Below are 26,631 nucleotides of genomic sequence, written 5' to 3' on the forward strand. Positions count from 1 at the left end.
TCTCAAATTTTTGTAACAATAATTAACGACAAGCGAACCGGCGATAAACAATTAATACCTCATAAACCGTTGTGTAGTTTGGCTTCATAACCTGTTTACGCAAATAAACAACAAATGCAAAAGTACAAAAAAAACAACCACTGCTTTTTTTTACCCGGCTTGTGGTATACTCCGCCGCCTTAACTTTCATCGTCGCGCCCAGGCGCTGTTTAATACTGAGGAAAATAGATGAGCACACCTGAATTCGCCACTGCGGAGAATACCCAAGAACTGGCGCAGGAAGTAAACTGCCTTAAGTCGCTGCTGACGCTCATGCTGCAGGCTATGGGCCAGGCTGACGCAGGCCGTGTGATCATTAAGATGGAAAAACAGATCGCGCAGATGGAAGATCGGTCCGAATCGGCGGTATTTGCCAATACCGTTAAGCAAATTAAACAAGCTTACCGCCAGTAAAAAAAACGGCTGGATGCAGCGCATTCAGCCATTATCTTGTCTGACACGCAGAACGTATTGCCTAATCAGATCATTCCTGTCGCCGCCGCATAACACGCAATCTGCGTTTTATTAGGAGCATTAAATTTTCTCTGCATGTTCTTTTGATGGAAGTTAACCGTGTTCTCTGAAATGGAGAGAATGATGGCTATTTCAGCAGATGTCTTACCTTCGGCTGTCCATTTCAGGATTTCCCGTTCACGCTTGCTGAACTTCATTTCTGGCGGCATCACCATCGCATCTTCAAAACGCAGCAGAGCCATTAAAGCCATTTGCACCAGGATTTGCAGCCGTAACTCAATTTCTTCGTTGGCGAATGCGCTCTCTATCGCGCCAGTACGGGACACCGACAGAAAGCCCATCGCATGGTTAGGCAGCATCAGGCATTGTGTTATTCCCCTGCGTAGGCCGTGGTCGCGTGCGCCATTCCAAAGCTCCTCTGCACCGGCAAATAATTGATCCGTCCAGGGCAAATGGCCCTGAATGAAATTCTCCGGCTTTAACACCGGATCGATAGCGTAATAATTCTCTGACTGATATTGCGCCATCCACTGTTGCGGATAGGTGGTGTGAACAGAAATCTTAGGGCGCGTAAAAGGCACCGGGTGGCGAACGCAGAGCGCGAAATAGTCGAATTCAAGCGCCTGTGTTTGCCGCTGAAGTTCCTGATATACCTCGTCGGCACAGGTCAATTCCTGAAACAGGAACACGCATTCCCGTCGCCAGGTGAAAAAGTCTGAATCCCTCATACTTACTGAATGAAGCCTCTGATAAAGATAATCATTATTATGGTGAATATAAGCTAACACAGAAACCTTTTTTATAAAGACAAATGTCGGCAAAATCTCAATCAACTTGCTTTTTAATACGGTTTATCCGAACTGTGCGGAATAAAAAAGCAGGAAGATGGTACGCAAGGGAGAATAATTTGCTCCAGAAAGTAATTCTGGAGCAAATTAGGGCAAAAATGCTACTGCATGAGGAATTTTTCAAGGAACTGGCGGGTTCGCGGCTGCTGCGGGTTGGCAAATAGCGTTTTTGCTGGCCCCTGTTCGACGATCCTGCCCTGATCCATAAAGATGGCCCGGTCCGCCACGTCGCGGGCGAAGCTCATTTCATGGGTTACAATCACCATAGTGCGTTTTTCCTGCGCCAGCTGGCGAATGGTATTCAGCACTTCGCCTACCAGTTCGGGATCGAGCGCCGAGGTCGGTTCATCAAACAGGATGACATCCGGACGCATTGCCAGTGCACGGGCAATGGCTACGCGCTGCTGCTGCCCCCCCGAGAGACAGCGTGGATAGCTGGTCTCTTTGCCCGCCAGCCCAACTTTGGCAAGCAGTTCACGCGCGCGTGCCGTGGCCTCGTCCCTGGGTTCACCTTTTACAATGACCGGCCCCTCGATAATGTTCTCCAGCACCGTCCGGTGTGGGAAAAGATTGAAGCTCTGGAATACGAACCCCACATGCTGGCGCAGTTGTCGGATTAAGCTTTTTTGCTGGCTGAGGGACTTGCCAGTATTAATGGTAATGTCCCCCACCCGAAGGGTTCCTTCTTCAGGTTGTTCCAGCAGGTTAATACTGCGCAACAACGTCGTTTTTCCCGAACCGCTCGGCCCGATGATGGCCACCACTTCGCCCTGCTCAACCTCAAGATCGATTCCGTGAAGCACCGTTTGCCCGTGGAATTTTTTTACCAGGTTTTTGACGTCAATAGCACTCATTTCGGATCACGCTCCTGGCGGTTAAGCTGGTTTTCAAAATAGTTCTGCAGTGCGGAAAGCACCGTCGCCATTACCCAGTAAATCAGGGACGCGGCCAGATACATGGTGAACACTTCCAGCGTACGAGAAGTAATAAGCTGTGCCTGACGGAACAGCTCCGGCACCTGGATTGTCGCCGCCAGCGAGGTGTCTTTTACCAGGCTGATAAAGCTGTTGCTGAGCGGCGGGAGCGCCACGCGCGCCGCCTGGGGGAGAATGGCCCGACGCAGCGCTTGCCACGGCGTCATGCCGATACTGGCTGCGGCCTCCCACTGTCCTTTATCGATAGACGAGATTGCCGCACGCAGGGTTTCGGACGTGTAAGCAGCCGTATTTAACGACAGACCGATCATTGCCGCCGGAATCGGGTCAAGCTCAATACCAAACTGTGGTAAGCCGTAGTAAATCATAAAGAGCTGAGCGATAAGCGGCGTACCGCGAAAGACGGAGATATAAAACCGTGCCAGCCAGCGTACCGGCAGAATGGATGACATGCGCATCAGCGCCAGTATAAACCCCAGCACCAGGCCGAAGAACATTCCGCCGATACTGAGCTGTAACGTAAATACCGCCCCTTTCAGCAGGAACGGCAGCGAATCAATAACCAGTTGAATACTTTCTTGCATTATTATTTTTCGACCTGATTTTTAAACATGAGGATGATAGGCAAACAGCGCAGGTGCTCCGCCGGTATGAACAAATAAAATCGGCCCTTCATCCTTAAAGCGTTGCTGAGCAATGCCGTCGATCAAACCCGCCATCGCCTTGCCGGTATAGACCGGATCAAGCAGGATCCCTTCAAGCCGTGCCAGCAATTTTACGGCTTCCATTCCGCCATCATTTGGCGTGCCGTAGCCCGGCGCAAAATAGTCATCCCACAGCAGAATGTCCGCTTGCGCCTTCAGCGACAAGTGTTCAGCAACCGCGTGCTGTAAGGCTACCACTTTGGTTTTTTGCTCAGCGACGCTACGGGAGACCGTAACGCCGATAAGATCGACATCCGGCAACAGTTGTTCCAGGCCTACCGCCAGCCCCGCGTGCGTACCGGCACTGCCGGAGGCGACGACCACGGAAGACAAACTGACCGCGCCTTCACACTGCTGCGCAATCTCCAGCGCACTCTCCACATAGCCCAGGGCGCCCAGGGCATTAGAGCCGCCCACGGGCACGACATACGGACGAAAACCTTGCGCTTCAAGACGTGTGGCCAGCTCGGCGAGCTGCGCCGTCGGGTCGGTTAAGGCATCAACCATTTCGACCTGTATGTTAAATAGATCGAGCAGCAGACGGTTTCCGTTGGTCAGGTAGTTTTCTGCCTGCGTAGCAAGAGGGTTTTCCAGCAACGCCACGCAGTGTAGCCCCAGTTTTGCCGCCACTGCGGCCGTCTGGCGAACGTGGTTCGACTGAATGGCTCCCGCAGTAACTAGCGTATCAGCCCCTTCACGCAGCGCATCGGCCGCCAGAAATTCGAGCTTACGCAGCTTATTGCCGCCCATCGCCATTGGGGTCACATCATCACGCTTAATAAAGATCTCGCGTCCCAGATAATGAGAAAATCGCGGTAAATACTCCAGCGGCGTAGGTGCGCCGATGAACTCGAGGCGGGGGAAGCGCGTTAAATTTTGCAGTGACATGGGTTCTCCGGTAACGCTTTTTGAGGTGATGTTTTTCATTATGCACGCAGACGCGCCAGAAATAAAAAAGGCGCCTTTAATAGCGCCTTTTTCCGTCAGTCAAAGGGTTATTTGCTGACGTCTGCCCCGAACCACTTCTCAGAGAGCGCCTTCAGGCTGCCGTCTTTTTGCATTTCAGCAATCGCAGCGTCGATGGCATTAAGCAGATCGTCGTTACCTTTACGTACCGCAACGCCCGCTACCTGACGGGAGAACGCATCGCCGGCAACGGCCAGGGTATCGTTGGTTTTCTTCACCAGATCCAGCGCGGCCAGACGGTCAACGAGGATAGCATCGATACGGCCAACGCGCAGATCCTGGTATTTTGTCGGGTCATCATCATAAGTACGGACGTCCACACCCTGAACGTTCTGGCGCAACCACTCTTCGTAGTTCGTTCCCAGCCCAACGCCAACTTTCTTACCTTTCAGGTCGGCCGCCGTTTTGATGGTACCTTCATTGCCTTTTTTCACCAGCGCCTGAATCCCCGACACGGTGTACGGCGTGGAGAAATCGTATTTCTTCTTACGCTCGTCAGAAATAGTGACCTGGTTGATCACCACATCAATACGTTTGGAATCCAGAGACGCCAGCATTCCGTCCCATTTGGTCGGCTTGAGGGACGCTTGCACGCCCAGATTTTTCGCCAGCGCCTGGGCAAATTCCACTTCAAAACCGGTCAATTTGCCGTCATCACCCTGGAAGCTGAATGGAGGATAAGTTCCTTCCAGCCCAACCAGCAGCGTGCCGCGCTCTTTTACTTTATTCAGCAGATTATCTGCCGCGAACGTTTTCACGCTCATCCCCGCGACCAGCGCAACGGCCATTACGCCTATCAGCGCCTGACGTCCCAGAAGTGCAAATTTCATAGTGACTCCAATACAGTGGAATTTTTAGAGTAGTCTAAAGAAATCGCCTGCAACGTCAAAGGCGACTGCGCTACATCTTATTCATTTTTAATATATATCAGAAGTTGTCCCGGCGCGGACTTTCTGCTTTATCACACCCGGCATTTGTACCTTATATTGGGCATACTTGCGTAGCGCAATGCGGTAGTTGTTGGTGCTGGTTGCAGGTAACCACGGCTCCAGATTCTCATCAAGATAGCCGGTTTTCAGCAGGTCGCGAGAGATATTATGCATGCTCAGATACTGCCCGAGACGACGCAGGCGGACCACATACTCGCGTACGGTACCGTGACTCATTTCGGTTTGTTCAAACAGAAATTGTTTGAAACCGATAATATCGAAGAAGTCGCTTTGCTCTTTGCAGTGAAGATCGCCACAGAAACGGCAAAGCGCCACCCACTCCTGCCGCTCTTCGAGCCACGCTGATTCATCCATCAAGGTGTCGAGACGAGAAATCGCGATCTTATTTACGATTTCGCCCCGACGCACCAGCGTGATCCTGTCGAGTAACTTTCTGCAATGGGCGCAATGCGTCTGGCTGTGTTTAAAGTCTTTCAGGTAACGGCTCAAAGGCCGTCTTTTTGATTGCTGCACCGTCATGATAACTCCTGGTTGTCAATACGTTGTGCGGCATTTTTCAGATGAATGAATCATCTATAACTTACCCAGCTTAGTTCGTAAGCGTTTGATGGCCTGGCTATGCAACTGGCTTACCCGGGACTCCCCTACTTCCAGAACAACGCCAATCTCTTTGAGGTTAAGCTCTTCCTGGTAATAGAGTGTTAACACCAGTTGTTCACGTTCGGGTAAAGCTTCAATAGCTTCCATTACGCGGTGGCGTAAATTACCTTCCAGTAGATGGTGTAACGGGTTTTCTTGCTGGTGCTCATCGGTCACCAGCTCGATGCTATCGCCATGCTCTTCACGCCACTCGTCATAAGAGAAGAGTTGGCTATTATTGGTATCGAGCAACATCTGACGATACTCTTCAACAGCAATGCCCAGACGTTCCGCCACTTCTGTTTCCGTCGCGTTGCGCCCCAGTTCCTGTTCCAGTTGCCCCATCGCATGCGCCACTTCGCGCGCGTTGCGGCGAACGCTGCGCGGCACCCAGTCGCGGCTGCGCAGCTCGTCCAGCATCGCACCACGAATACGCTGAACTGCGTAAGTCGTAAATGCCGTTCCTTGCAGAGCGTCGTATCGGTCAACTGCATTCAATAACCCGATACCGCCCGCCTGTAGCAGATCGTCCAGTTCCACGCTCGCCGGCAAACGCACCTGGAGGCGCAATGCTTCGTGACGCACCAGCGGAACATAACGCTGCCACAGCGAGTGTTTATCCATTACACCATCAGCGGTATAGAGTGAATTCACGATAAACAGCCCTGCGTTAATTGAGTTATCGGCATGATTATCCGATTCTGCAGGGGTTTTAATTGGGTGAATAGTGGGTGAAATGAGGGGTTATTTGGGGGTTACGACTGAATTCAAGCGGAAAAAAAACCGCCGGAGCGCTGAGGGATCCCCTGTAATGTGCGGGTGAAAAAAGACAGGTACAGAGTGTTGTGATCAACTGATTATGCAACCAATTCAATGGGATCGCCTCTATGTCTGCTTAACGAGTATGTCAGAATTTCTTTCAGGAGGCCTTAGCTCCGTTTCACAAATACCGACAAAATGCCCTGCTGGATGCCACTGCTGCACTCATTAATGGCGCATCGCTGATGCTGACCAGTATCGGTCGTTATTTACCCGTAGTTGCTCAGGTCAAAAATAAAATCAAACGCGTTGATGGTCTACCCGGCAATGACGCTCTTCATCGTGATATTCCTTTGATTTTTAATCATACTATTTCGATGCTGACGCGCCAGTTATCCCTGTGCGTCATTGCTGTTGACTGCCGTTCAGCAGGACGTTTTCTTGCGCTGAGCCTGCTGGCAACATTGAGCACAATAGTACTGTGGCTTATTGGTTATCATACTGAAAATAAAGGATTAAATCAGAGATATCAGACCAACTATATTCAATCCCGGCAGGTTATCTCATATCTGACGTTAGCGGAGAATGTCCTGCGACACTCCCCGCTAATTTTAAGACGAATGGTGTTGAGCACCCTTCAGGCGATTAGCCTTGCAGCAGAGACAGAACCTGCTGAGGAACCTGGTTCGCTTTGGACAGCACGGAGTTACCCGCCTGCTGAACGATCTGCGCTTTAGACATGTTCGACACTTCGGTCGCATAGTCAGCATCCTGAATACGGGACTGCGCGGAAGACAGGTTGGTAGTGGTGTTGTTCAGGTTGGTTACCGCAGAGGTCAGACGGTTCTGAACCGCACCCAGAGAAGAACGGAATTTGTCTACGGATGCGATAGCTTTGTCCAGCAGAGCCAGTGGATCGTTGGTCGCAGCGCCCGAAAATTCTTGAGTAGCAGCAATTGCCGGGAACTGTGGGTTAGCCGCGGTACCAGTGCCAATATCTAATTCCTGTGCACTCAACTGGATTGTTGTAGCTACTGTGGTTGTTGCGGTAGCACCACCGTTGACAATTGCATCTTGACCAGTACCTGTAGTACCAGCAAGGAAGTTTTTCCCTTGAACAGACACGACACCAACAGCTTCGCCATCAGCATTTGTTGTCACTTTGATTGGTTGTGCCGTTTGTCTTGCACCAGTAATACCACTTTCAGGGTCATTATAAGTAATGTCTGTTGTGTTTAACGTTACTTTACCCGTTGCAGAGTCCAGTGAAGCAGAATAAGAGTTGCTACCAGACTGAATAACATAAGTACCGGTCGCATCGCCTTTTGCATCGAGGACGTTATGCAGGCTGAGGCTTGACGTATCCGCAACGCCCAGGGTTTTAGCAATGGCAGCAGCACCTGCGGCATCAGCACCAAATGTTACAGCGATAGGAGCATCGCCTGCAGCGGCCCCCGGAACGCTGGTGATGGCATCGCTGACTTTAAGCGCATTGCTTGATACAGAGAAACCTTTCAAATTGAGGGTGGAAGAGTCAATCTTCTGCAGGTCAATGGAGATGGTCTGGCCATCGTTCGCGCCAACCTGGATTTTCATGGTGCCGTCTTTCGCCAGCACGTTCACGCCGTTGAACTGAGTCTGACCAGACACGCGGTCGATTTCGTCCAGACGGGATTTGATTTCGTCCTGGATTGAAGACAGGTCGGAATCAGAGTTAGTACCGGTCGTTGCCTGCACGGTCAGTTCACGCACACGCTGCAGGTTGTTGTTGATTTCAGACAGTGCGCCCTCAGTGGTCTGTGCCAGAGAGATACCGTCGTTTGCGTTACGTGCAGCCTGATTCAGACCTTTAATGTTTGACTCGAAGCGGTTAGCGATAGCCTGGCCCGCTGCGTCATCTTTAGCGCTGTTGATACGCAGACCAGAAGACAGACGCTCAATAGAAGAAGACAGAGCAGACTGGTTCTTGTTGATATTGTTCTGAGTGATCAGCGAGAGGCTGTTGGTATTAATGACTTGTCCCATGATTTCGTTTCCTGTTATTCATCAAATCTGTTTGGTTAGATTTAGGCTTCCACCCTTCGGCTTCATCGCCGTCAAAGGTGTTATCGTCTGGTCCAAAACAACCTTTAGATTTTTTTTCAGGATCGCGTTATTTTTTTTTAGCCACAGAAATACTCTTCTCTATTAGCGTTATTCCCGCCATTAAAAAAAGAAATTAGCCGTAAACTTTCCGACATCAAAGCCGATAACCCAGTATTCGTTCTACGTGTCTATAGATTAAGGAATAAATATGGCAACTATTTCATCAATGGGGATCGGTTCGAGCCTGAAGCTCGCAGACATTCTGGATGGTCTGATCAGCGCTGAAAAAGCGCAGCTAACGCCGATCACTAAACAACAGACGTCTTATACCGCCAGGCTTAGCGCTTACGGCACGTTGAAAAGTTCACTGGAAGCCTTCCAGACCGCCAACACCGCGCTGAATAAAGCCGATCTGTTTACGGCCACCAGCACCACCAGCAGCACCACCGCATTTAGCGCTACGACTACCGGCAGCGCGATCGCGGGTAAATACACCATTAGCGTGTCTCAGCTGGCGCAGGCGCAAACGCTGACCACTAAAAACACCCAGGCTGACAGCAAAACCGCTATCGCCACCGCTGACAGCAAAATCACCTTCACGGCGGCCAACGGAAAAGACCCGGTGAGCGTGGACATCAGCGCGGAAAATTCATCGCTGTCCGGCATTCGCGACGCGATCAACAAGGCTGATGCCGGTGTGACTGCCAGTATTATCAACGTTGGTAACGGTCAGTATCGTCTGTCCTTCACCTCGACTGAAACCGGTGCGGATAATGCCGTCAGCGTTAGCGTAAGCGGTGACAGCGCTCTGCAATCTTTTATGGGTTACAACGGCACCAGCGCCGATGCTGCCAACGGTATGACCGAAAGCGTGACCGCGCAAAACGCGAAGCTGAAGATTAATAACGTTGATATCGAAAACAGCAGCAACACCATCAGTGATGCGCTGGAAGATATCACCCTGAACCTGAATGATGTCACCAGCGGCAACCAGACGCTGACGATCGCCAAAGATACGTCAAAAGCTGAAACTGCGATGAAAGCCTGGGTGGATGCGTACAACACCCTGCAGGACAGCTTCGCCTCGCTGACCAAATATACTGCGGTAGAGACGGGCGCTAACGCTCAGGATGCCAGCAACGGTGCCCTGCTCGGCGATAGCACGCTGCGTACTATCCAGACGCAGTTGAAAACCATGCTGAGCAATTCCGTGGGAGGCACAGCCTACAAAACGCTCTCGCAGGTAGGTATCACCTCTGACCCCAGCACAGGCAAACTGGAGCTGGACAGCACCAAACTGGAAAAAGCGCTGACAGAAAACCCACTGGCGGTGAAAGACCTGGTTGTGGGTGACGCTAAAACCACTGGCATCACCACTACTATGGCCACCAACCTGACCGACTGGCTATCAAGTAAAGGGATTATCCAGGCGGCGAAAGACGGTGTCAGCAAAACGCTGAACAAGCTGACGGATCAATACAATGCCGTTAACGCACGTATTAACGCCACCGAGGCACAGTATAAAGCCCAGTTTACCCAACTGGACGTGCTGATGTCGTCGCTAAACAACACCACCAATTACCTGAGCCAGCAATTCGAAAACACGTCATCCAGCAAGTAGTAAACGTAAATCAGACCCGAGGGGGATAACATGTACGGCGCAAAAGGCACGCAGGCCTACGCAAAAATAGAAGTTGAAAGCGCGGTGATGAGCGCCAGCCAGCAACAGTTGGTTATCATGCTATTCGATGGAGCCCTCAGCGCGCTGGTCCGCGCGCGTCTGTTCCTGGGTAACGGCAATATACCGGCTAAGGGGCTGGCGCTATCGAAAGCAATCAACATTATTGAAAACGGGCTTAAGGTTGGCCTGGTGGAAAATGATGGGGATGAGCTGACTCAAAACCTGATTGCTCTCTATGCCTATATGGTACGTCGCCTCCTGCACGCCAACGTGAATAACGACGCCAGCGCCATCGAAGAGGTGGAAAATTTGCTGCGCAATATCGCAGACGGGTGGAAGGAGGTTGCAGGTTCGCCACAACTTATCCAGGACGCTGTCTAATGAGTCATGCACCGCAACTCTATACCCTTTATCAGCAACTCCTTGAGAAGAGCCAGACGATGTTGCGACTGGCACGCCAGGGCTTATGGGATGATCTCATCACCTGTGAAACCGATTATGTCAATGCAGTGCACTTACTGGCTCGTCTTACGCAGGAAAGTGAGCCTTCTGTGCAGTTGCAGGATCAGCTTCGTCCCACGCTACGCTTAATCCTGAATAACGAACGCGAAGTGAAAGCGCTGTTACAAAGCCGTATGAACGAGCTGGCAAAGCTGGTTGGTCAGACATCGATTCAGAAAACAGTGCTTTCCACCTACGGCAATCAGGGCGGTCATATCCTGGCCCCGCAAAGCAATCCCGACATTAATTAGCCCCTGTCACTGGCGAACGAATATTATCCGCTTCGTTCGCCAGGCAATTCTGCGAAAGCTACTCCATACTTGAATTTCGCGACTTCATGGAGATGGGCATGCGCAATCCAACCTTACTGCAATGTTTTCACTGGTATTACCCCGCTGGCGGCGAATTGTGGCAAGAGGTTACAGCCCTGGCGCCCAACCTTAACGAGATTGGAATTAATATGATCTGGCTTCCTCCGGCGTATAAAGGCGCGTCCGGCGGGTACTCTGTTGGGTATGATTCTTACGACCTGTTCGATCTGGGTGAGTTTGACCAGAAAGGCGGCGTCGCCACTAAATACGGCGATAAAGCCCAGCTTCTGGAGGCAATCGCTGCGCTCAAAAGTAATGAGATCGCCGTGCTGCTTGATGTGGTGGTAAACCATAAAATGGGGGCGGATGAAAAAGAGCCGGTTCGCGTTCAGCGCGTCAACGAGCAGGATCGTACCCAGATTGAGGATGAGATTATTGAGTGCGAGGCCTGGACGCGCTACACCTTCCCCGTGCGCGCTGGCCAGTACTCGCAATTCATCTGGGATTATAAATGCTTTAGCGGCATCGACCATATCGAAAACCCCAATGAAGACAGCATCTTCAAGATCGTTAACGACTATACCGGTGAAGGCTGGAACGATCAGGTTGATAATGAGATGGGCAATTTCGATTATCTGATGGGGGAAAACATCGATTTTCGTAACCATGCCGTGACCGAAGAGATTAAATACTGGGCACGCTGGGTGATGGAACAAACGCAGTGTGACGGTTTTCGTCTGGACGCGGTGAAGCACATTCCGGCCTGGTTTTATAAAGAGTGGATTGAGCACGTTCAGGAAGTGGCGGAGCAACCGTTGTTCATTGTGGCGGAATATTGGTCGCACGAGGTAGATAAACTGCAGCATTACATAGACCAGGTTGAAGGTAAAACGATGCTGTTTGATGCCCCTCTTCAAATGAAATTCCACGAAGCGTCGCGTCAGGGCCGGGATTACGACATGAGCCAGATTTTCACCGGCACGCTGGTGGAAGCCGATCCTTTCCACGCGGTAACGCTGGTGGCAAACCATGATACTCAGCCCTTGCAGGCGCTGGAAGCGCCGGTAGAGGCCTGGTTTAAACCGCTGGCCTACGCCCTGATCCTGTTACGGGAAAACGGCGTACCGAGCGTGTTTTACCCGGATTTATTCGGAGCCAGCTATGAGGATACGGGAGGAGACGGTGAAAACTACCACATCGATATGCCCGTTATTGAGCAACTTCATGAGCTAATACTCGCGCGTCAGCGTTTTGCCCATGGGGTGCAAACGCTGTTCTTTGATCACCCTAACTGTATCGCCTTTAGCCGTAGCGGAACCGAAGACGCACCGGGCTGCGTGGTGGTGCTGTCCAACGGTGATGACGGGGAGAAAGTGATTAAGCTTGGGGAGAATTATGGCAACAGAACGTGGCGTGATTTCCTCGCTAATCGCGAAGAGACCGTTACCACCTCAGCGGATGGCGAAGGCACCTTTACCTGCAAAGGCGGAAGCGTGAGCGTATGGGTCATGGAGGACGTGTTGTAAAACAGATAGGATTTGTGGCCGGGTCAGGCGAAACTGCCACCCGGCGCCATAAATCAAGGCAACTGACTGTCCAGCGGATTTTTACGCAGATAATCCGCACACTCCACCGTCGGCCGGTCCACTTTCTGCAATTCCATACCATCATACTTAAGCGTAGCGCCATTGCGCGCCAGCGGATAGACATCCAGCTTGCTGGTCACGTTATAGTACGCATCCGAACGCAGCATAATTTTTCCAGGAACTGCGATGACACGCTGCCACTGGCGGCAGTCCAGGGTATCCCCCTCTTGCGTCACCACCAGCGTGGCAATCGCCTCCGGGCTGACCATTTTGCTCTGCGGCCCTTTTGACTGCCAGTATCCCGCCAGATGCGCAGGCACGGGATGTTTAATTACTTCCTGATAGTTATCGACCTGGACACATCCCGTCAACGCCAGCAGCGCACCAGCAATTGCTATTCTTTTCATCATCTTTCCTGCATTCGAAGAAAAAAATATTGTGGCATTAAAGTGATGTTGCTGCCAGAAGAAGATTGCTGCGCCTGAGAGCCTATCGTAACGCACTCCTTAAAACTACAATCTGTCGCAGCAAGAGCAATTTTTGGATATTGTTCGTATTTCCGACAAAGCCAGTGTAGTTAATATTGATGATGTGGGAAGAACAGATTGAGATAACTTAAGAAATTGCTACACCTGCCTATTATATTTCGTCAGAGGCATCCCACGTATGATCATCCTTATTAAAGAAGGGTTCGAAAGCACCGTGGCTAATATGTCATTTCCCCATCGTTGCTCACAGGCCTTAATACTTATCCTGATCCCGACGCCCAGAACAGGTATTTCACCCGATACAACTATCCCCTTACCAGGCTTATATTGACTATCGTGATGTTTGGGGTAACCCCCCCTCTGTTCTTATCACACAGCATTGTGTGTTTTTTCAGGGTTTATGATGCCTCCTGCCGCATATCTCATGCATACCAAACCTTGATAGTAAGGAACCTTAAGGATTGAAGGTTCCTTTTTTTTCCCTCTAAAACGATAAAGCCCCGCGAATAATACGATCGTCACGACAGGCATCCGTGTAGTAGAAATAAACGGATGATTGTTAACAATAAATATCAGTCGTCTAAGTTCACCTTAGAACGAGTGCTGTTTTGTGCCCCACCCTTGCCCCATCACATCACCGGGCACCCATCATCGTTAAAGGCGCGGTTAATGAAGAACGTCACCCGTCCTGCTTGATTAAAGGCGTTAAGATCCCGTCTTTACCCGTTAATGCCTGGCCGGACTGAGGTGCCTTAAGCGCTTTGTCGAAATCGAAGGGTTGGGACATATGTCATTCCTTTTTAATTGTATATTACTGGAATGACTAAAAATTTCTAACATTCCCTTGGAATATCGTAGTTGGCTGAGATTGCCTGTTTTCTTGGAATATCGTAGATGGTTGAGATTGCCTGTTCTACAGAAAATGCAGATCTTTCGGATTGCTTAGCTGAGATAGCATCCGAATCGGACGAGCTTATACTCACTTGATCTTTTAATCGCTGCAGGCGCCATTGCTCAAACTCTTCAAATGGAACGAAATCAGTATCATCGTCATTTAAAGCGTTGATGTGAGAGGCGCTCTCATTCCTAAACGAAAAACAATCAAAGTGAACATGATTATTTGAGCCTTCCATTGGATCCACGTGTTCTTTGTGCTGAGTATATTCTTTGGCATTCATTCTTAATTTGGGAGGCAGGTATGAAGCTAATGGCTTGATTTCTAGTGTATTTACTTTTGTACTGGTTGTAATATATCCGCCAGAGGAATGGTTATTTTGAGTTGGATTCTTTGAGGTGGATGAGCTATCAATTAAGGAATCAATGCTTAAGTTTGAAGTGCATAGGCATGAATTGATATTTAAAGGCATTTACCCTCCGGATAAGATTGGCTGTTAATGAAGGGAAAATAATAGCAAGAAACAGAGCCTATCATATAAGTGTTTCACCCCAACAAGACAGTAGGATCCTGGATGGCTGAAAATAACCAGGACCAGGTACTCATTCTCAATCAGAAATTGAGTGAGTTTGCCCCATCTATGCCCCACGCTGTGGGATCGGATGGTTATTAATTATAAATATCATTAGGTTATACAATCTAAACTTGCATGCCCATCACTTCCTGATACGCAGACACCAGCTTATTCCTGACCTGAATCCCCATCTGCAGGGAAACGGACGATTTTTGTAAATCGGCCATCACATCGTTGAGCGCCACGCCCGGCTCGCCCAGGGTGAACTTCTCCGCCTGCGCACGCGCCGCGGTCTGAGTATCGCTGATACGGTCAAGAGCGGCATGCAGTTGCCCCGCAAAGCTGATGGACGGTTGTTGTTCTGCTACGTTCTGATTACGGGCCGTCATCGCCGTTGCCTGCAACTGACTGATTACCCCTTCAATGCCCTGTATAGCCATGTTTTCCCCCTGGATGGTTTTTTTATGGAGTCAAGACTAACAGCTTGTCAATGAGATAATGGCGGCAAATAGCATGAAAAAACCAGGTTATTTGACGCATAGAAAATCCGGAATCATCAAATAATGGCAGGGCCATCAATATGGAACATTTGTCGTGTTTGCCGACCCGGGAGCCAGTTTTGTTTCTCTACACGAATAACGTAAACCACCAGGATTTAAGAGGTGCGCAATGAGTGCCACAGCATCGCCAGCGCCACACACTAAATCAGTCGAGTGGATGAACCGCCTTCGCGCGAACCCTAAAATCCCGTTGATCGTGGCAGGCGCTGCCGCCATTGCGATCCTGGTAGCGATGGTTCTGTGGGCGAAAAGCCCTGACTACCGCACACTTTACACTAATCTTTCCGACCAGGACGGCGGTGCTATCGTCACCCAGCTTACCCAAATGAACATCCCTTATCGCTTCTCCGATAACGGCGGTGCTCTTGAGGTTCCGGCGGATAAGGTGCATGAACTTCGCCTGCGTCTGGCGCAGCTTGGCCTGCCGAAAGGCGGTGCGGTCGGTTTTGAGCTGCTGGATCAGGAAAAATTCGGTATCAGCCAGTTTAGCGAACAGGTTAATTATCAACGTGCGCTGGAAGGTGAACTGGCACGTACCATTGAAACACTCGGGCCGGTAAAAAGCGCCCGTGTGCATCTGGCCATGCCGAAGCCTTCGCTGTTTGTCCGCGAACAAAAAGCCCCTTCGGCCTCCATTACCGTGAACCTTGAGCCTGGCCGCGCGCTGGATGAAGGGCAAATCAGCGCGGTGACGCATCTGGTCTCCAGCGCCGTTGCGGGCCTGCCGCCGGGTAACGTCACGCTGGTCGATCAGAGTGGGCATCTGTTAACGCAGAACAATAGCGCCGGTCGCGACCTGAATGACGCGCAGCTTAAATATGCCGCCGACGTCGAAAGCCGTCTCCAGCGTCGTATCGAAGCAATCCTCGGCCCGGTCGTGGGTAACAGCAACGTACATGCCCAGGTTACCGCGCAAATTGATTTCGCTAATAAAGAACAAACAGAGGAACAATACAGCCCGAACGGCGATGCTTCTCAGGCAGTGATGCGTTCGCGTCAAATTAACTCGAACGAACAGATTGGCGGCCAATACCCTGGCGGTGTGCCGGGCGCGCTGTCTAACCAGCCCGCTCCTGCTAACGCCGGGCCTATTTCAACGCCGCCGGCAAACCAGCAAAACGGCCAGCAGAACACTCAGCAAAATAATCAGCAGACCACCACCAATGCTGCCAGTACGGGCCCCCGTACCAGTAGCCGCAATGAAACCACCAACTACGAAGTTGACCGTACTATCCGCCACACCAAACTGAACGTGGGCGATATTCAGCGTCTTTCTGTTGCCGTGGTGGTGAACTACAAAACGCTGCCAGACGGTAAACCGTTGCCGCTCACGGCTGAACAGCTCAAGCAGATAGAAGATCTGACCCGCGAAGCGATGGGTTATTCCGCTAAACGTGGCGATACCCTCAATGTCGTGAACTCGCCGTTCAACTCGGTGGATGAAACCGGTGGCGAACTTCCGTTCTGGCAAAAGCAGGCGTTTATCGATCAGTTGATGGCCGCAGGCCGCTGGCTACTGGTGCTGATTGTCGCCTGGCTGCTGTGGCGTAAAGCGGTTCGACCTCAGCTTCAGCGCCGTGCCGCGGCTGAGAAGGCCGCTCTGGAGCAGAAGAATAATCGCCAGGACGTAGAAGAAGCGGTGGAAGTTCGCCTCAGCAAAGATGAACAGATGCAACAACGCCGCGCAAACCAGCGCATGGGCGCAGAGGTAATGAGCCAGCGTATTCGCGAAATGTCAGATAACGATCCGCGCGTCGTCGCGCTGGTCATCCGCGGTTGGATGGGTAATGAACATGAGTAACGAGCTTTCAGGTACCGATAAGAGCGTCATCCTGCTGATGACCATTGGTGAAGACCGCGCGGCAGAGGTGTTTAAACACCTCTCGCAACGAGAAGTACAAATTCTCAGCGCGGCAATGGCCAACGTGCGTCAGATCTCCAACAAGCAGTTGACCGAGGTATTGGCTGAGTTTGAGCAGGAAGCCGAACAGTTTGCGGCGCTCAACGTCAACGCTAACGAATACCTGCGCTCCGTGCTGGTCAAAGCGCTGGGCGAAGAGCGTGCCGCCAGCCTGCTGGAAGATATTCTGGAAACGCGCGATACCGCCAGCGGTATCGAAACGCTCAACTTTATGGAGCCGCAAAGTGCCGCCGATCTTATTCGCGACGAGCACCCGCAGATTATCGCCACCATTCTGGTCCACCTCAAACGGGGCCAGGCCGCGGACATTCTTGCGCTGTTCGAAGAGCGTCTGCGTCATGACGTTATGCTGCGTATCGCCACCTTTGGCGGCGTTCAGCCAGCGGCGCTGGCGGAACTGACCGAAGTGTTGAACAACCTGCTCGATGGCCAGAACCTTAAGCGCAGCAAAATGGGCGGCGTGAGAACGGCGGCAGAGATTATCAACCTCATGAAAACCCAGCAGGAAGAGGCGGTTATTACCGCCGTTCGCGAGTTCGACGGCGAGCTGGCGCAGAAAATTATCGACGAGATGTTCCTGTTCGAAAACCTGGTCGAAGTGGACGATCGCAGCATTCAGCGCCTGCTTCAGGAGGTGGATTCCGAATCGCTGCTTATCGCTCTCAAAGGTGCCGAACAGCCGCTGCGCGAGAAGTTCCTGCGCAACATGTCTCAGCGTGCGGCGGATATCCTGCGCGACGACCTGGCGAACCGGGGTCCGGTACGTCTGTCTCAGGTGGAAAACGAACAGAAGGCGATCCTGCTTATTGTGCGTCGCCTGGCGGAAACCGGCGAGATGGTGATTGGCAGCGGAGACGACACTTATGTCTAATGAGCTGCCGTGGACGCGCTGGACGCCCGACGATCTTGCGCCTCCCCTCTCAGAATTCACCCCTGCGATGTCCTCCCCTGAGGAGGGCAACGTCGAAACTGAAGCGCCCGCGCTTAGTGAAGAAGAGCAACGCGTGCAGATGATGGCGCAGTTGCAAATGCAGGCGCACGAGCAGGGCTTTAACGCCGGTTTGAATGAAGGCCGGCAGAAAGGCCATGAACAGGGTTATCAGGAAGGTCTGGCCCAGGGTCTGGAGCAAGGTATCGAACAGGCGCGTCAGCAGCAGGCGCCGCTCCATGCCCGTATGCAACAGCTGGTCAGTGAATTCCAGAACACGCTGGATGCGCTGGACAGCGTGATTGCCTCACGTCTGATGCAAATGGCGCTGGAAGCGGCTCGCCAGGTGATTGGCCAGGCGCCGACGGTTGATAACTCCGCGCTTATCAAACAAATTCAGGGACTGCTTCAGCAAGAGCCGCTGTTCAGCGGCAAGCCGCAGTTGCGCGTTCACCCGGACGATCTTCAGCGCGTGGAAGAGAGTCTGGGCGCCACGCTGAGCTTGCATGGCTGGCGTTTGCGCGGTGACCCGTCGTTACACCATGGCGGGTGCAAAGTCTCTGCCGATGAAGGTGACCTGGATGCCAGCGTCGCCACCCGCTGGCAGGAACTGTGCCGCCTTGCGGCACCGGGAGTCGTCTGATGACCGCACGCCTCACCCGCTGGCTCAACACGCTTGATAGCGTCGAAGCAAAGATGGCGCAACTGCCGTCTGTTCGGCGTTATGGCCGCCTGACCCGCGCCACCGGTCTGGTATTAGAAGCCACCGGTCTGCAGCTTCCGCTGGGCGCAACCTGCGTTATTGAACGTCAGGACGGTCTGGAAATGCGGGAAGTCGAAAGCGAAGTAGTGGGTTTTAACGGCCAACGCCTGTTCCTGATGCCGCTTGAAGAGGTTGAAGGCGTGCTACCCGGCGCACGGGTGTATGCGAAAAACAGCGCCGGCGATGGTCTGCAAAGCGGCAAACAGCTTCCCTTAGGGCCAGCGCTGCTCGGTCGGGTGCTGGACGGCAGCGGTAAACCGCTTGACGGCCTGCCCTCTCCGGATACCACCGAAACCGGAGCGCTGATCACTCAACCGTTTAACCCTCTGCAGCGAACCCCTATCGAGCATGTACTGGATACCGGCGTTCGCCCGATTAACGCGCTCTTAACCGTGGGCCGTGGCCAGCGAATGGGGCTTTTCGCCGGTTCGGGGGTCGGGAAATCGGTCCTGCTCGGCATGATGGCGCGCTATACCCAGGCGGACGTCATTGTCGTGGGGCTTATCGGTGAGCGTGGTCGTGAAGTTAAAGACTTCATCGAAAATATTTTGGGTGCGGAAGGCCGCGCCCGCTCGGTGGTCATCGCCGCACCGGCGGATGTTTCACCACTACTGCGTATGCAGGGCGCAGCCTATGCCACCCGCATCGCAGAAGATTTCCGAGACCGTGGTCAACACGTACTGCTGATCATGGACTCTCTGACCCGTTACGCGATGGCCCAGCGTGAAATCGCCCTCGCCATCGGTGAGCCGCCAGCCACCAAAGGTTATCCCCCTTCGGTCTTTGCCAGGCTCCCGGCCCTGGTTGAACGCGCGGGGAACGGCATCAGCGGCGGCGGATCTATTACCGCTTTCTATACGGTTTTGACCGAAGGCGACGACCAACAGGACCCGATTGCCGATTCCGCGCGTGCAATCCTCGACGGGCACATTGTGTTATCCCGTCGTCTGGCCGAAGCCGGACACTACCCGGCCATTGATATTGAAGCATCAATCAGCCGTGCCATGACGGCGCTGATTACCGAGAAGCACTACGCTCGCGTGCGTAACTTCAAACAACTGCTTTCCAGCTTCCAGCGTAACCGCGACCTGGTGAGCGTGGGCGCGTATGCCAAAGGCAGCGACCCGATGCTCGATAAAGCGATTACCCTGTGGCCGCAACTGGAAGCCTTTTTACAACAAGCTATTTTTGAACGCGCCGACTGGGAAGATTCAATCCAGGCTCTGGATCTGATTTTCCCGGAGGTGTAACAGAGGTGGAGGGCGAAGGTCATGGCGCAAAACAGCGCGTTATCAACGCTAAAGGATCTGGCTGAAAAAGAGGTTGATGATGCCGCATTGCAGCTTGGCGCCATGCGGCGCGGGTGCCAGGCGGCTGAAGAGCAATTGAAGATGTTAATTGACTATCAGCATGAATACCGCACCAACCTCAATACCGACATGACACAGGGCATTGGAAGCCAGCGCTGGATTAACTATCAGCAGTTTATCCAGACCCTGGAGAAGGCGATAGAGCAGCACCGCCTGCAGCTAAACCAGTGGACCCAAAAAGTCGATTCCGCGCTGGATTTCTGGCGGGAGAAAAAGCAGCGGCTGCAGGCCTGGCAGACCTTACAGGACCGGCAGATAGCGGCAGCGACCCTGGCGGAAAACCGCCAGGATCAGAAGAAAATGGATGAATTCGCCCAGCGCGCATCAATGAGGAAACCAGAATGATCACACTGCAACAACTGCTGATGACCGGGAGCGACACCTCAGGCGCCACGCAGACGGGGAAAGACGCCGGGGAGGCTCAAGGCTTTCTCTCGCTGCTGGCGGGCGCGTTAACCGACGCAACCGGCCAGGGCAAAGATGCGCCGCTGAACCTGGCAGACCTGAAAGCGGCTGGCGGCAAGCGGGCTAACGCTGTGCAACAGGCCGGGGTCGATAAGACACTGCAGGCAAAAATTGCCGATCTGTTGGCACGTCAGTCCTCACTTTCCGCCGATGACACGCCAGAGATCGCCTCGCTTCAGACCCTCGTATCTGGCCTTGCGCCCGCGTCGAACGGTGACGCCCTGAAGTCGCTGGCGTCCGCGACAGCAAAAGATGACGATCTGAGCGCAGAAGAACTGGCGGGGTTAAGCGCGCTGATGGCGATGCTCCCCCACCAGCAAACATCTGTCGCGGTTGCCGGCAAGACGACCCGCGCTGAGGGCATTGCCGCGCAGTCACTGGCCCTGCCTTCAACTGCAGTGATGCAAAACGGCACGGGGCAACAGACGTTGAAAAACCCTCAGCCAGCCTTGCACGACCCGGCGCAACACCTTGATACCGCTCAGCCGGTCAATACTTCAGCAACGCCGGTTGTGGCCGCCGCCGAGAAGCAGGACCTCGCCAGTTCATCTTCGTCTGCCGCCCCAACCGCCACCCTGGCCCCTGTGGTCTCAGGCCTGGCAACTTCGCAGCCTGCCGCCACCGTAGCCACTGCGCCGGTATTAAGCCAGCCGCTGGGTACGCCCGAATGGCAACAGAACCTGAGCCAGCACATTACGCTGTTCACCCGACAGGGACAGCAAACGGCGGAACTGCGTTTGCATCCGGAAGACCTCGGCCAGGTGCAAATTTCGCTTAAGCTTGATGATAACCAGGCGCAACTGCAAATGGTGTCTGCGCACAGCCACGTGCGCGCGGCACTGGAAGCTGCACTGCCGATGTTGCGGACGTCTCTGGCTGAAAGCGGTATTCAGCTTTCACAAAGCAGCGTCAGCAGCGAAAGCTTTGCCGGTCAGCAACAGTCGTCCTCTGGGCAGCAGCAACAGGCCTCACGTTCCGGCCATGATGGGCGCTTTAATGAAGAGAGCGATGAATTACTGCCGACACCTGGCGCCCTGCAATCCGTGGCCCGCGGAAACGGTGCCGTGGACATTTTCGCCTAAACGCCAGAGGTAGCGTGATTATCCTCGTCTTTTCCACGCTTTGAGATATGCCGGACACGGGATAATCTTTCTATTAAGCTGTACCGAAACAGGAAGCTCGTATCAGATGACAGACTCCGTTATCACCAAAAAAAGTAAGCGTTCCATCTGGATCCCGCTGCTGGTGTTGATCACGCTCACCGCCTGCGCTACTGCGGGCTACAGTTACTGGCGTATGCAGCAGGAACCGTCCTCTGCGTCAGCCAAATCCGAACCGCCACCGCCGCCGACTCCGGTGTTTTTTCCACTGGATACCTTCACCGTTAATCTGGGCGATGCGGATCGCGTGCTGTATGTTGGCATTACGCTGCGCCTGAAAGACGAAGCGACCCGTTCTCGTCTGAACGATTACCTTCCTGAAGTGCGTAGCCGTCTTCTGCTGCTGTTCTCTCGTCAGGACGCTTCAACGCTTGCCACCGACGACGGTAAGCAAAAACTGGTCGATGCCATCAAGCAAACGCTGGCGACCCCCCTGGTAAATGGCCAACCAAAGCAGGAAGTCACTGACGTTCTGTATACAGCCTTCATTCTGCGGTAACGACATGGGCGACAGTATTCTTTCTCAGGCAGAAATCGATGCGTTGCTTAACGGCGACAGCGATAAAAGTGATGTGCCGCAACCGGGGCTGACCAGTGACGACCATATTCGTCCCTATGACCCGAATACCCAGCGCCGCGTGGTACGTGAGCGTCTGCAGGCGCTGGAGATCATCAACGAACGTTTTGCGCGCCAGTTCCGTATGGGGCTGTTTAACCTGCTGCGTCGAAGTCCGGATATCTCCGTCGGCGCGATCCGTATACAGCCTTATCTTGAGTTTGCCCGCAACCTGCCGGTGCCGACCAACCTTAACCTTATCCATCTCAAACCGCTGCGCGGCACCGGGCTGGTGGTGTTTTCGCCAAGCCTGGTATTTATAGCGGTGGATAACTTGTTCGGTGGCGACGGGCGTTTTCCGACCAAGGTCGAAGGACGCGAGTTCACCCATACCGAGCAGCGGGTTATTAACCGCATGCTGAAGCTGGCGCTGGAGTCGTATAGCGACGCGTGGAAGGCGATTAACCCGCTGGAAGTGGAGTACGTTCGTTCCGAGATGCAGGTGAAATTTACCAATATCACCACTTCGCCGAACGATATCGTGGTTAACACGCCATTCCATGTGGAGATCGGTAATCTGACCGGTGAGTTTAACATCTGCCTGCCGTTCAGCATGATTGAACCGCTGCGCGAACTGCTGGTTAACCCTCCGCTGGAAAACTCCCGCAACGAGGACCAGAACTGGCGCGAAAACCTGGTACGCCAGGTGCAGCATTCCCAGCTTGAGCTGGTGGCGAGTTTTGCCGATATCCCACTGAGGTTATCCCAGATACTGAAATTACAACCCGGCGATGTTCTGCCGATAGAAAAACCCGACCGCATTATTGCCCATGTGGATGGTGTCCCGGTGCTGACCAGTCAGTATGGCACCCTTAACGGCCAGTATGCGTTACGCGTTGAGCACTTGATCAACCCGATATTGAATTCGCTGAATGAGGAACAGCCCAAATGAGTGACATAAACAATCCGTCCGATGAAAACAGCGGAGCACTGGACGATCTGTGGGCTGACGCGTTAAACGAGCAACAATCCACCCCGAATAAAAGCGCGGCGGATGCGGTATTCCAGCAGCTAGGTGGTGGCGACGTCAGCGGCACGCTGCAGGACATTGACCTGATCATGGATATCCCGGTTAAGCTGACCGTTGAGCTTGGCCGCACCCGGATGACCATCAAAGAGCTGCTGCGTCTGACGCAAGGTTCCGTGGTGGCTCTTGACGGTCTGGCCGGTGAGCCGCTGGATATTTTGATTAACGGCTATCTGATTGCCCAGGGTGAAGTGGTGGTGGTCGCCGATAAATACGGTGTGCGTATCACTGACATCATTACCCCTTCTGAACGCATGCGTCGCCTGAGCCGTTAAGCATGAAAACCCAGGCAACGGTATCACAACCCCAGGCGGTTCCCGATTCACCGCTGCTCCAGGTGAGCGGTGCATTGTTCGGTATTATTGCCTTTATTCTTATCGCCGCATGGCTGGCGAAGCGTTTTGGTCTGGCGGGTAAAACTGCCAGTACCCGAGGCCTGAAGGTCAGCGCCAGCGCGGCCCTGGGGCCTCGCGAGCGGGTGGTCATTGTCGACGTGGATGATGCGCGCCTGGTACTGGGCATTACCGCATCCAACATTAACGTCTTACATAAACTGCCGCCAGCCCCTGTCCCGGATGACGAGAGCGCAGAAACCCCTGCGGATTTTCAGTCCGTGATGAAGAGTTTGCTCACGCGTTCCGGGAGATCCTGATGCGCCGTTTGCTATCCCTTACGCTTGGAGGCGCTGCCCTGTTTGCTCCCGCCGTCTATGCGCAACTGCCAGGCCTTATCTCAACGCCGATTGCCGGCGGTGGTCAGAGCTGGTCGCTGCCGGTGCAGACGCTGGTATTCATCACCTCGCTGACGTTTATTCCGGCGATTTTACTGATGATGACCAGCTTCACCCGCATAATCATTGTCTTTGGCTTGCTGCGAAATGCGCTGGGCACGCCCTCTGCGCCGCCTAACCAGGTTCTACTGGGCTTAGCCCTGTTTTTGACCTTTTTTATTATGTCGCCGGTTATCGATAAGATTTATACCGACGCTTATCAGCCGTTCAGCGAAGATAAGATTTCCATGCAGGTGGCGCTGGAAAAAGGGGCCCAACCGCTGCGTGAATTTATGCTGCGTCAAACCCGGGAAGCGGATCTGGCGCTGTTTGCGCGCCTGTCTAACACCGGCGAACTGCAGGGGCCGGAGGCCGTGCCGATGCGCATTTTGCTGCCCGCCTACGTTACCAGCGAGCTGAAAACCGCCTTTCAGATTGGTTTTACTATCTTTATTCCCTTCCTGATTATCGACCTGGTGATCGCCAGCGTCCTGATGGCGCTCGGTATGATGATGGTGCCACCGGCCACCATTGCTCTGCCTTTTAAGATCATGTTGTTTGTACTGGTCGACGGCTGGCAATTGCTGGTCAGTTCGCTGGCGCAGAGTTTCTACACTTAAGGAGCGCGCAATGACGCCAGAATCGGTGATGATGATGGGCACGGAATCGATGAAAGTCGCGATTGCCGTTGCCGCTCCCCTGCTGCTGGTTGCGCTGGTAACCGGTCTGATTATCAGTATTCTGCAGGCCGCCACGCAGATTAACGAAATGACGTTGTCGTTTATTCCGAAAATTATCGCGGTGTTCGTGGCGATTATCGTCGCCGGCCCCTGGATGTTGAACCTGTTGTTGGACTATATGCGCAATTTGTTTACCAATCTGCCGTATATCATCGGCTGATACGACGATGCTGCACTTCACCAGTGACCAGTGGGTACAGTGGCTTGGCGTCTATTTCTGGCCTATGCTGCGCATCCTGGCGCTCATCTCCACCGCCCCTCTTCTCAGTGAGAAGTCGATTCCTAAGCGCGTGAAAGTAGGGTTGGGTATCATCATTACCCTTATCGTCGCCCCTTCTCTGCCGCCCGTGGATATTCCCATTTTCTCGGCGAATGCGGTATGGGTAGCGCTACAGCAGGTGATGATTGGCGTTGCCGTGGGCTTTACCATGCAACTCGCCTTCGCCGCAGTACGTACCGCCGGTGAGCTGATTGGCCTGCAGATGGGGTTATCATTTGCGACCTTTGTTGACCCTGGCAGCCACCTCAATATGCCGGTTCTGGCGCGCATCATCGACCTGCTGGCGATGCTGCTGTTTCTGTCGTTCAACGGTCACTTATGGCTTATTTCCATGCTGGTGGATACCTTCCACACCCTGCCAATTGGCGAGCACCCGGTCAACAGCAATGCGTTTCTGGCTCTGGTTCGCGCCGCCGGGCTTATTTTTCTCAACGGATTGATGCTGGCGCTGCCCATCATTACCCTGCTACTGACCGTCAATCTTGCGTTAGGATTACTTAACCGCATGGCACCACAGCTGTCGGTATTTGTCATTGGTTTTCCGGTAACCCTGACGGTGGGGCTATTATTAATGTCTTTGTTAATGCCACTTATCGCTCCGTTCTGTGAACATTTATTCAGCGAGATATACAACCTGTTAGCCGATATTGTCAGCGAACTTCCCGGCAAATAGCAGCCCCTACTTTTGATAGTGTTTTTCTGAGGATATTCCTAAAATTAAAGTTGAGAAACATCTACCAGGATATATCTGACGCGGTTTAAATGTTTCTAACCATCTCACAATACTTAATATTTACTTTACTTTAAGAAGATTCCTGGCAAATTATACGTAACTTTACGGGATAGTGAGTTCGCCTGAAAGTCTTTGTCATGCTCACAGGTTTTATTACTTTTTTCCATCCCGTATGGCTGTTTATGAGCTCTCAGGCAGATGGTGAATTATCGTTACGCATTGAGTGAGGGTATGCCATGTCAACGATCATTATGGATTTATGCAGTTACACCCGGCTGGGGTTAACCGGGTATCTGGTCAGCAGAGGGGTAAGAAAGAGAGACATCAACGATGCACACACCGTTGACGAACTCGAAGCCGCTTGTAATCTCCACAAGCCAGGCGTGGTGTTTATTAATGAGGACTGTTTTATTCACGACCCAGCCAACAGTCAGCATATTAAGCAAATCATTAATCAGCATCCTGGAACCTTGTTTATTGTTTTTATGGCGATCGCCAACATCCATTTTGATGAGTATTTGTTGGTGCGTAAAAATTTATTGATCAGTTCTAAGTCGATAAAACCCGAGTCGCTGGATGCCATTTTGGGCGATTATTTGAATAAAGAAGTTAAGAATGTAGGAGCAGTTAACTTGCCCACGCTATCATTAAGCAGAACTGAATCAAGTATGCTGAGAATGTGGATGGCAGGACAAGGAACTATTCAAATTTCAGACCAGATGAATATCAAAGCTAAAACTGTTTCGTCGCATAAAGGAAATATCAAACGGAAAATTAAAACACATAATAAGCAAGTGATCTACCACGTGGTTCGCTTGACCGATAATGTGACAAATGGAATTTTCGTCAATATGCGCTAGTTGA

31 protein-coding genes and 1 pseudogene are annotated in these 26,631 nt (G+C 52.6%); 21 read left to right on the forward strand and 11 right to left on the reverse strand.

Translation table 11 applies throughout. The features are described from left to right. Window positions 1–161 precede the first annotated feature (161 nt). Both NL510_RS23025 and NL510_RS14230 read left to right on the forward strand, forming a co-directional pair. Window positions 162–242 carry a hypothetical protein gene (locus NL510_RS23025; protein ID WP_436299135.1) on the forward strand — a complete coding sequence of 27 codons (81 nt, stop codon included), beginning with the start codon at window positions 162–164 and terminating at the stop codon, window positions 240–242. Beyond that, on the forward strand, window positions 229–453 hold the full coding sequence (locus NL510_RS14230; RefSeq protein ID WP_253377783.1) for a DUF2594 family protein: 225 nt from the start codon (window positions 229–231) through the stop codon (window positions 451–453). The genes NL510_RS23025 and NL510_RS14230 overlap by 14 nt, the downstream gene beginning before the upstream one ends. A gap of 65 nt (window positions 454–518) precedes the next feature. Here NL510_RS14230 and sdiA read toward each other — a convergent pair whose 3' ends face one another. The 7 genes from sdiA to NL510_RS14265 form a co-directional block, all read right to left on the reverse strand. Beyond that, window positions 519–1,241, reverse strand: coding sequence for a quorum-sensing transcriptional regulator SdiA (gene sdiA, locus NL510_RS14235; RefSeq protein ID WP_253384926.1), 723 nt, complete (start codon window positions 1,239–1,241; stop codon window positions 519–521). Between the two features lie 221 nt (window positions 1,242–1,462). Next, the gene (gene tcyN, locus NL510_RS14240; RefSeq protein WP_253377784.1) at window positions 1,463–2,215 is read right to left on the reverse strand and encodes an L-cystine ABC transporter ATP-binding protein TcyN; all 753 of its coding nucleotides are present in this window, start codon (window positions 2,213–2,215) and stop codon (window positions 1,463–1,465) included. Beyond that, window positions 2,212–2,880 carry a cystine ABC transporter permease gene (gene tcyL / locus NL510_RS14245; RefSeq protein ID WP_253377785.1) on the reverse strand — a complete coding sequence of 223 codons (669 nt, stop codon included), beginning with the start codon at window positions 2,878–2,880 and terminating at the stop codon, window positions 2,212–2,214. The genes tcyN and tcyL overlap by 4 nt, the downstream gene beginning before the upstream one ends. A 21-nt stretch (window positions 2,881–2,901) precedes the next feature. Then, window positions 2,902–3,888 carry a D-cysteine desulfhydrase gene (dcyD, locus tag NL510_RS14250; protein WP_253377786.1) on the reverse strand — a complete coding sequence of 329 codons (987 nt, stop codon included), beginning with the start codon at window positions 3,886–3,888 and terminating at the stop codon, window positions 2,902–2,904. Window positions 3,889–3,995: 107 nt separating this feature from the next. Beyond that, a complete protein-coding gene (gene tcyJ / locus NL510_RS14255) occupies window positions 3,996–4,796 on the reverse strand; it encodes a cystine ABC transporter substrate-binding protein (protein ID WP_253377787.1) in 801 nt (266 codons plus the stop codon). 87 nt (window positions 4,797–4,883) lie between these two features. Beyond that, complete coding sequence (gene fliZ, locus NL510_RS14260; RefSeq protein WP_253377788.1) at window positions 4,884–5,435, reverse strand: flagella biosynthesis regulatory protein FliZ; 552 nt, start codon at window positions 5,433–5,435, stop codon at window positions 4,884–4,886. Between the two features lie 54 nt (window positions 5,436–5,489). Next, window positions 5,490–6,209 (reverse strand): RNA polymerase sigma factor FliA, encoded by a 720-nt coding sequence (locus tag NL510_RS14265; protein WP_253377789.1) that lies wholly within the window; start codon window positions 6,207–6,209, stop codon window positions 5,490–5,492. Between the two features lie 245 nt (window positions 6,210–6,454). Between NL510_RS14265 and NL510_RS14270 the strand changes: the two are divergent. Next, window positions 6,455–7,051: pseudogene (locus NL510_RS14270) on the forward strand (hypothetical protein); the annotation flags it as partial. Here NL510_RS14270 and NL510_RS14275 read toward each other — a convergent pair. Further along, a complete protein-coding gene (locus NL510_RS14275) occupies window positions 6,960–8,339 on the reverse strand; it encodes a FliC/FljB family flagellin (RefSeq protein ID WP_253377790.1) in 1,380 nt (459 codons plus the stop codon). The pseudogene NL510_RS14270 and the gene NL510_RS14275 sit on opposite strands and share 92 nt — an antisense overlap. Window positions 8,340–8,607: 268 nt before the next feature. Between NL510_RS14275 and fliD the strand changes: the two genes are divergently transcribed. The 4 genes from fliD to amyA all read left to right on the forward strand — a co-directional run bounded on the left by fliD (window position 8,608) and on the right by amyA (window position 12,418). Next, on the forward strand, window positions 8,608–10,020 hold the full coding sequence (gene fliD / locus NL510_RS14280) for a flagellar filament capping protein FliD (protein WP_253377791.1): 1,413 nt from the start codon (window positions 8,608–8,610) through the stop codon (window positions 10,018–10,020). 30 nt (window positions 10,021–10,050) lie between these two features. After that, complete coding sequence (gene fliS, locus NL510_RS14285) at window positions 10,051–10,461, forward strand: flagellar export chaperone FliS (RefSeq protein ID WP_253377792.1); 411 nt, start codon at window positions 10,051–10,053, stop codon at window positions 10,459–10,461. Then, window positions 10,461–10,832 carry a flagella biosynthesis regulatory protein FliT gene (fliT, locus tag NL510_RS14290; protein ID WP_253377793.1) on the forward strand — a complete coding sequence of 124 codons (372 nt, stop codon included), beginning with the start codon at window positions 10,461–10,463 and terminating at the stop codon, window positions 10,830–10,832. The genes fliS and fliT overlap by 1 nt, the downstream gene beginning before the upstream one ends. A 98-nt stretch (window positions 10,833–10,930) precedes the next feature. After that, window positions 10,931–12,418: an alpha-amylase gene (gene amyA / locus NL510_RS14295; protein ID WP_253377794.1), complete on the forward strand. Its 1,488-nt coding sequence runs from the start codon at window positions 10,931–10,933 to the stop codon at window positions 12,416–12,418. Window positions 12,419–12,471: 53 nt separating this feature from the next. Here the strand turns inward: amyA and yedD are convergent, their stop codons facing one another. From yedD to fliE, 3 genes are all read right to left on the reverse strand, one after another. Then, window positions 12,472–12,885, reverse strand: coding sequence for a lipoprotein YedD (gene yedD / locus NL510_RS14300; RefSeq protein ID WP_253384928.1), 414 nt, complete (start codon window positions 12,883–12,885; stop codon window positions 12,472–12,474). 914 nt (window positions 12,886–13,799) lie between these two features. Continuing rightward, window positions 13,800–14,333 carry a hypothetical protein gene (locus NL510_RS14305; protein ID WP_253377795.1) on the reverse strand — a complete coding sequence of 178 codons (534 nt, stop codon included), beginning with the start codon at window positions 14,331–14,333 and terminating at the stop codon, window positions 13,800–13,802. 227 nt (window positions 14,334–14,560) lie between these two features. Next, entirely contained in the window at window positions 14,561–14,875 is a 315-nt protein-coding gene (gene fliE / locus NL510_RS14310) for a flagellar hook-basal body complex protein FliE (protein WP_253377796.1), read from the reverse strand. A 229-nt stretch (window positions 14,876–15,104) separates the two neighbouring features. Here fliE and fliF point away from each other — a divergent pair, with 229 nt between their 5' ends. The 14 genes from fliF to rcsA all read left to right on the forward strand — a co-directional run bounded on the left by fliF (window position 15,105) and on the right by rcsA (window position 26,627). Next, entirely contained in the window at window positions 15,105–16,796 is a 1,692-nt protein-coding gene (fliF, locus tag NL510_RS14315) for a flagellar basal-body MS-ring/collar protein FliF (protein ID WP_253377797.1), read from the forward strand. Beyond that, window positions 16,789–17,787, forward strand: a complete 999-nt coding sequence (gene fliG / locus NL510_RS14320) for a flagellar motor switch protein FliG (RefSeq protein ID WP_119938405.1) — start codon at window positions 16,789–16,791, stop codon at window positions 17,785–17,787. Before fliF ends, fliG begins: the two co-directional genes overlap by 8 nt. Next, on the forward strand, window positions 17,780–18,487 hold the full coding sequence (fliH, locus tag NL510_RS14325) for a flagellar assembly protein FliH (RefSeq protein WP_253377798.1): 708 nt from the start codon (window positions 17,780–17,782) through the stop codon (window positions 18,485–18,487). Before fliG ends, fliH begins: the two co-directional genes overlap by 8 nt. Beyond that, window positions 18,487–19,857 (forward strand): flagellar protein export ATPase FliI, encoded by a 1,371-nt coding sequence (gene fliI, locus NL510_RS14330; RefSeq protein WP_253377799.1) that lies wholly within the window; start codon window positions 18,487–18,489, stop codon window positions 19,855–19,857. Before fliH ends, fliI begins: the two co-directional genes overlap by 1 nt. 21 nt (window positions 19,858–19,878) lie before the next feature. Next, window positions 19,879–20,322 carry a flagellar export protein FliJ gene (gene fliJ, locus NL510_RS14335; RefSeq protein WP_253377800.1) on the forward strand — a complete coding sequence of 148 codons (444 nt, stop codon included), beginning with the start codon at window positions 19,879–19,881 and terminating at the stop codon, window positions 20,320–20,322. Beyond that, window positions 20,319–21,524, forward strand: a complete 1,206-nt coding sequence (gene fliK / locus NL510_RS14340) for a flagellar hook length control protein FliK (protein WP_253377801.1) — start codon at window positions 20,319–20,321, stop codon at window positions 21,522–21,524. Before fliJ ends, fliK begins: the two co-directional genes overlap by 4 nt. Before the next feature lie 106 nt (window positions 21,525–21,630). Then, window positions 21,631–22,101, forward strand: coding sequence for a flagellar basal body-associated protein FliL (gene fliL, locus NL510_RS14345; protein ID WP_253377802.1), 471 nt, complete (start codon window positions 21,631–21,633; stop codon window positions 22,099–22,101). Between the two features lie 4 nt (window positions 22,102–22,105). Further along, window positions 22,106–23,110 carry a flagellar motor switch protein FliM gene (gene fliM / locus NL510_RS14350; protein WP_253377803.1) on the forward strand — a complete coding sequence of 335 codons (1,005 nt, stop codon included), beginning with the start codon at window positions 22,106–22,108 and terminating at the stop codon, window positions 23,108–23,110. Further along, the gene (fliN, locus tag NL510_RS14355) at window positions 23,107–23,520 is read left to right on the forward strand and encodes a flagellar motor switch protein FliN (RefSeq protein WP_253377804.1); all 414 of its coding nucleotides are present in this window, start codon (window positions 23,107–23,109) and stop codon (window positions 23,518–23,520) included. The genes fliM and fliN overlap by 4 nt, the downstream gene beginning before the upstream one ends. Window positions 23,521–23,522: 2 nt before the next feature. Next, window positions 23,523–23,897 carry a flagellar biosynthetic protein FliO gene (gene fliO / locus NL510_RS14360; protein WP_253377805.1) on the forward strand — a complete coding sequence of 125 codons (375 nt, stop codon included), beginning with the start codon at window positions 23,523–23,525 and terminating at the stop codon, window positions 23,895–23,897. Then, entirely contained in the window at window positions 23,897–24,634 is a 738-nt protein-coding gene (gene fliP / locus NL510_RS14365; protein ID WP_253377806.1) for a flagellar type III secretion system pore protein FliP, read from the forward strand. Before fliO ends, fliP begins: the two co-directional genes overlap by 1 nt. A gap of 10 nt (window positions 24,635–24,644) precedes the next feature. Then, a complete protein-coding gene (fliQ, locus tag NL510_RS14370; protein WP_253377807.1) occupies window positions 24,645–24,914 on the forward strand; it encodes a flagellar biosynthesis protein FliQ in 270 nt (89 codons plus the stop codon). 7 nt (window positions 24,915–24,921) lie between these two features. After that, window positions 24,922–25,707, forward strand: coding sequence for a flagellar biosynthetic protein FliR (gene fliR / locus NL510_RS14375; RefSeq protein WP_253377808.1), 786 nt, complete (start codon window positions 24,922–24,924; stop codon window positions 25,705–25,707). Window positions 25,708–26,003: 296 nt separating this feature from the next. Continuing rightward, on the forward strand, window positions 26,004–26,627 hold the full coding sequence (rcsA, locus tag NL510_RS14380; RefSeq protein ID WP_253377809.1) for a transcriptional regulator RcsA: 624 nt from the start codon (window positions 26,004–26,006) through the stop codon (window positions 26,625–26,627). Window positions 26,628–26,631 lie beyond the last annotated feature (4 nt).

Source organism: unidentified bacterial endosymbiont (assembly GCF_918797525.1).
Classification (GTDB): Bacteria; Pseudomonadota; Gammaproteobacteria; order Enterobacterales; family Enterobacteriaceae; genus Enterobacter.

What these genes read in the sequence shown, in the direction of transcription:
- fliD (WP_253377791.1), top strand. Translation starts at nt 8,608, where the DNA reads ATGGCAACTATTTCATCAATGGGGATCGGTTCGAGCCTGAAGCTCGCA.
- fliH (WP_253377798.1), top strand. Translation starts at nt 17,780, where the DNA reads ATGTCTAATGAGCTGCCGTGGACGCGCTGGACGCCCGACGATCTTGCG.
- fliS (WP_253377792.1), top strand. Translation starts at nt 10,051, where the DNA reads ATGTACGGCGCAAAAGGCACGCAGGCCTACGCAAAAATAGAAGTTGAA.
- fliO (WP_253377805.1), top strand. Translation starts at nt 23,523, where the DNA reads ATGAAAACCCAGGCAACGGTATCACAACCCCAGGCGGTTCCCGATTCA.
- dcyD (WP_253377786.1), bottom strand. Translation starts at nt 3,888, where the DNA reads ATGTCACTGCAAAATTTAACGCGCTTCCCCCGCCTCGAGTTCATCGGC.
- fliF (WP_253377797.1), top strand. Translation starts at nt 15,105, where the DNA reads ATGAGTGCCACAGCATCGCCAGCGCCACACACTAAATCAGTCGAGTGG.
- fliQ (WP_253377807.1), top strand. Translation starts at nt 24,645, where the DNA reads ATGACGCCAGAATCGGTGATGATGATGGGCACGGAATCGATGAAAGTC.
- fliE (WP_253377796.1), bottom strand. Translation starts at nt 14,875, where the DNA reads ATGGCTATACAGGGCATTGAAGGGGTAATCAGTCAGTTGCAGGCAACG.
- fliJ (WP_253377800.1), top strand. Translation starts at nt 19,879, where the DNA reads ATGGCGCAAAACAGCGCGTTATCAACGCTAAAGGATCTGGCTGAAAAA.
- NL510_RS14305 (WP_253377795.1), bottom strand. Translation starts at nt 14,333, where the DNA reads ATGCCTTTAAATATCAATTCATGCCTATGCACTTCAAACTTAAGCATT.
- amyA (WP_253377794.1), top strand. Translation starts at nt 10,931, where the DNA reads ATGCGCAATCCAACCTTACTGCAATGTTTTCACTGGTATTACCCCGCT.
- tcyN (WP_253377784.1), bottom strand. Translation starts at nt 2,215, where the DNA reads ATGAGTGCTATTGACGTCAAAAACCTGGTAAAAAAATTCCACGGGCAA.
- fliR (WP_253377808.1), top strand. Translation starts at nt 24,922, where the DNA reads ATGCTGCACTTCACCAGTGACCAGTGGGTACAGTGGCTTGGCGTCTAT.
- fliI (WP_253377799.1), top strand. Translation starts at nt 18,487, where the DNA reads ATGACCGCACGCCTCACCCGCTGGCTCAACACGCTTGATAGCGTCGAA.
- tcyJ (WP_253377787.1), bottom strand. Translation starts at nt 4,796, where the DNA reads ATGAAATTTGCACTTCTGGGACGTCAGGCGCTGATAGGCGTAATGGCC.
- fliK (WP_253377801.1), top strand. Translation starts at nt 20,319, where the DNA reads ATGATCACACTGCAACAACTGCTGATGACCGGGAGCGACACCTCAGGC.
- sdiA (WP_253384926.1), bottom strand. Translation starts at nt 1,241, where the DNA reads ATGAGGGATTCAGACTTTTTCACCTGGCGACGGGAATGCGTGTTCCTG.
- fliT (WP_253377793.1), top strand. Translation starts at nt 10,461, where the DNA reads ATGAGTCATGCACCGCAACTCTATACCCTTTATCAGCAACTCCTTGAG.
- NL510_RS14230 (WP_253377783.1), top strand. Translation starts at nt 229, where the DNA reads ATGAGCACACCTGAATTCGCCACTGCGGAGAATACCCAAGAACTGGCG.
- yedD (WP_253384928.1), bottom strand. Translation starts at nt 12,885, where the DNA reads ATGAAAAGAATAGCAATTGCTGGTGCGCTGCTGGCGTTGACGGGATGT.
- NL510_RS14275 (WP_253377790.1), bottom strand. Translation starts at nt 8,339, where the DNA reads ATGGGACAAGTCATTAATACCAACAGCCTCTCGCTGATCACTCAGAAC.
- fliM (WP_253377803.1), top strand. Translation starts at nt 22,106, where the DNA reads ATGGGCGACAGTATTCTTTCTCAGGCAGAAATCGATGCGTTGCTTAAC.
- fliG (WP_119938405.1), top strand. Translation starts at nt 16,789, where the DNA reads ATGAGTAACGAGCTTTCAGGTACCGATAAGAGCGTCATCCTGCTGATG.
- tcyL (WP_253377785.1), bottom strand. Translation starts at nt 2,880, where the DNA reads ATGCAAGAAAGTATTCAACTGGTTATTGATTCGCTGCCGTTCCTGCTG.
- fliP (WP_253377806.1), top strand. Translation starts at nt 23,897, where the DNA reads ATGCGCCGTTTGCTATCCCTTACGCTTGGAGGCGCTGCCCTGTTTGCT.
- fliL (WP_253377802.1), top strand. Translation starts at nt 21,631, where the DNA reads ATGACAGACTCCGTTATCACCAAAAAAAGTAAGCGTTCCATCTGGATC.
- fliN (WP_253377804.1), top strand. Translation starts at nt 23,107, where the DNA reads ATGAGTGACATAAACAATCCGTCCGATGAAAACAGCGGAGCACTGGAC.
- fliZ (WP_253377788.1), bottom strand. Translation starts at nt 5,435, where the DNA reads ATGACGGTGCAGCAATCAAAAAGACGGCCTTTGAGCCGTTACCTGAAA.
- rcsA (WP_253377809.1), top strand. Translation starts at nt 26,004, where the DNA reads ATGTCAACGATCATTATGGATTTATGCAGTTACACCCGGCTGGGGTTA.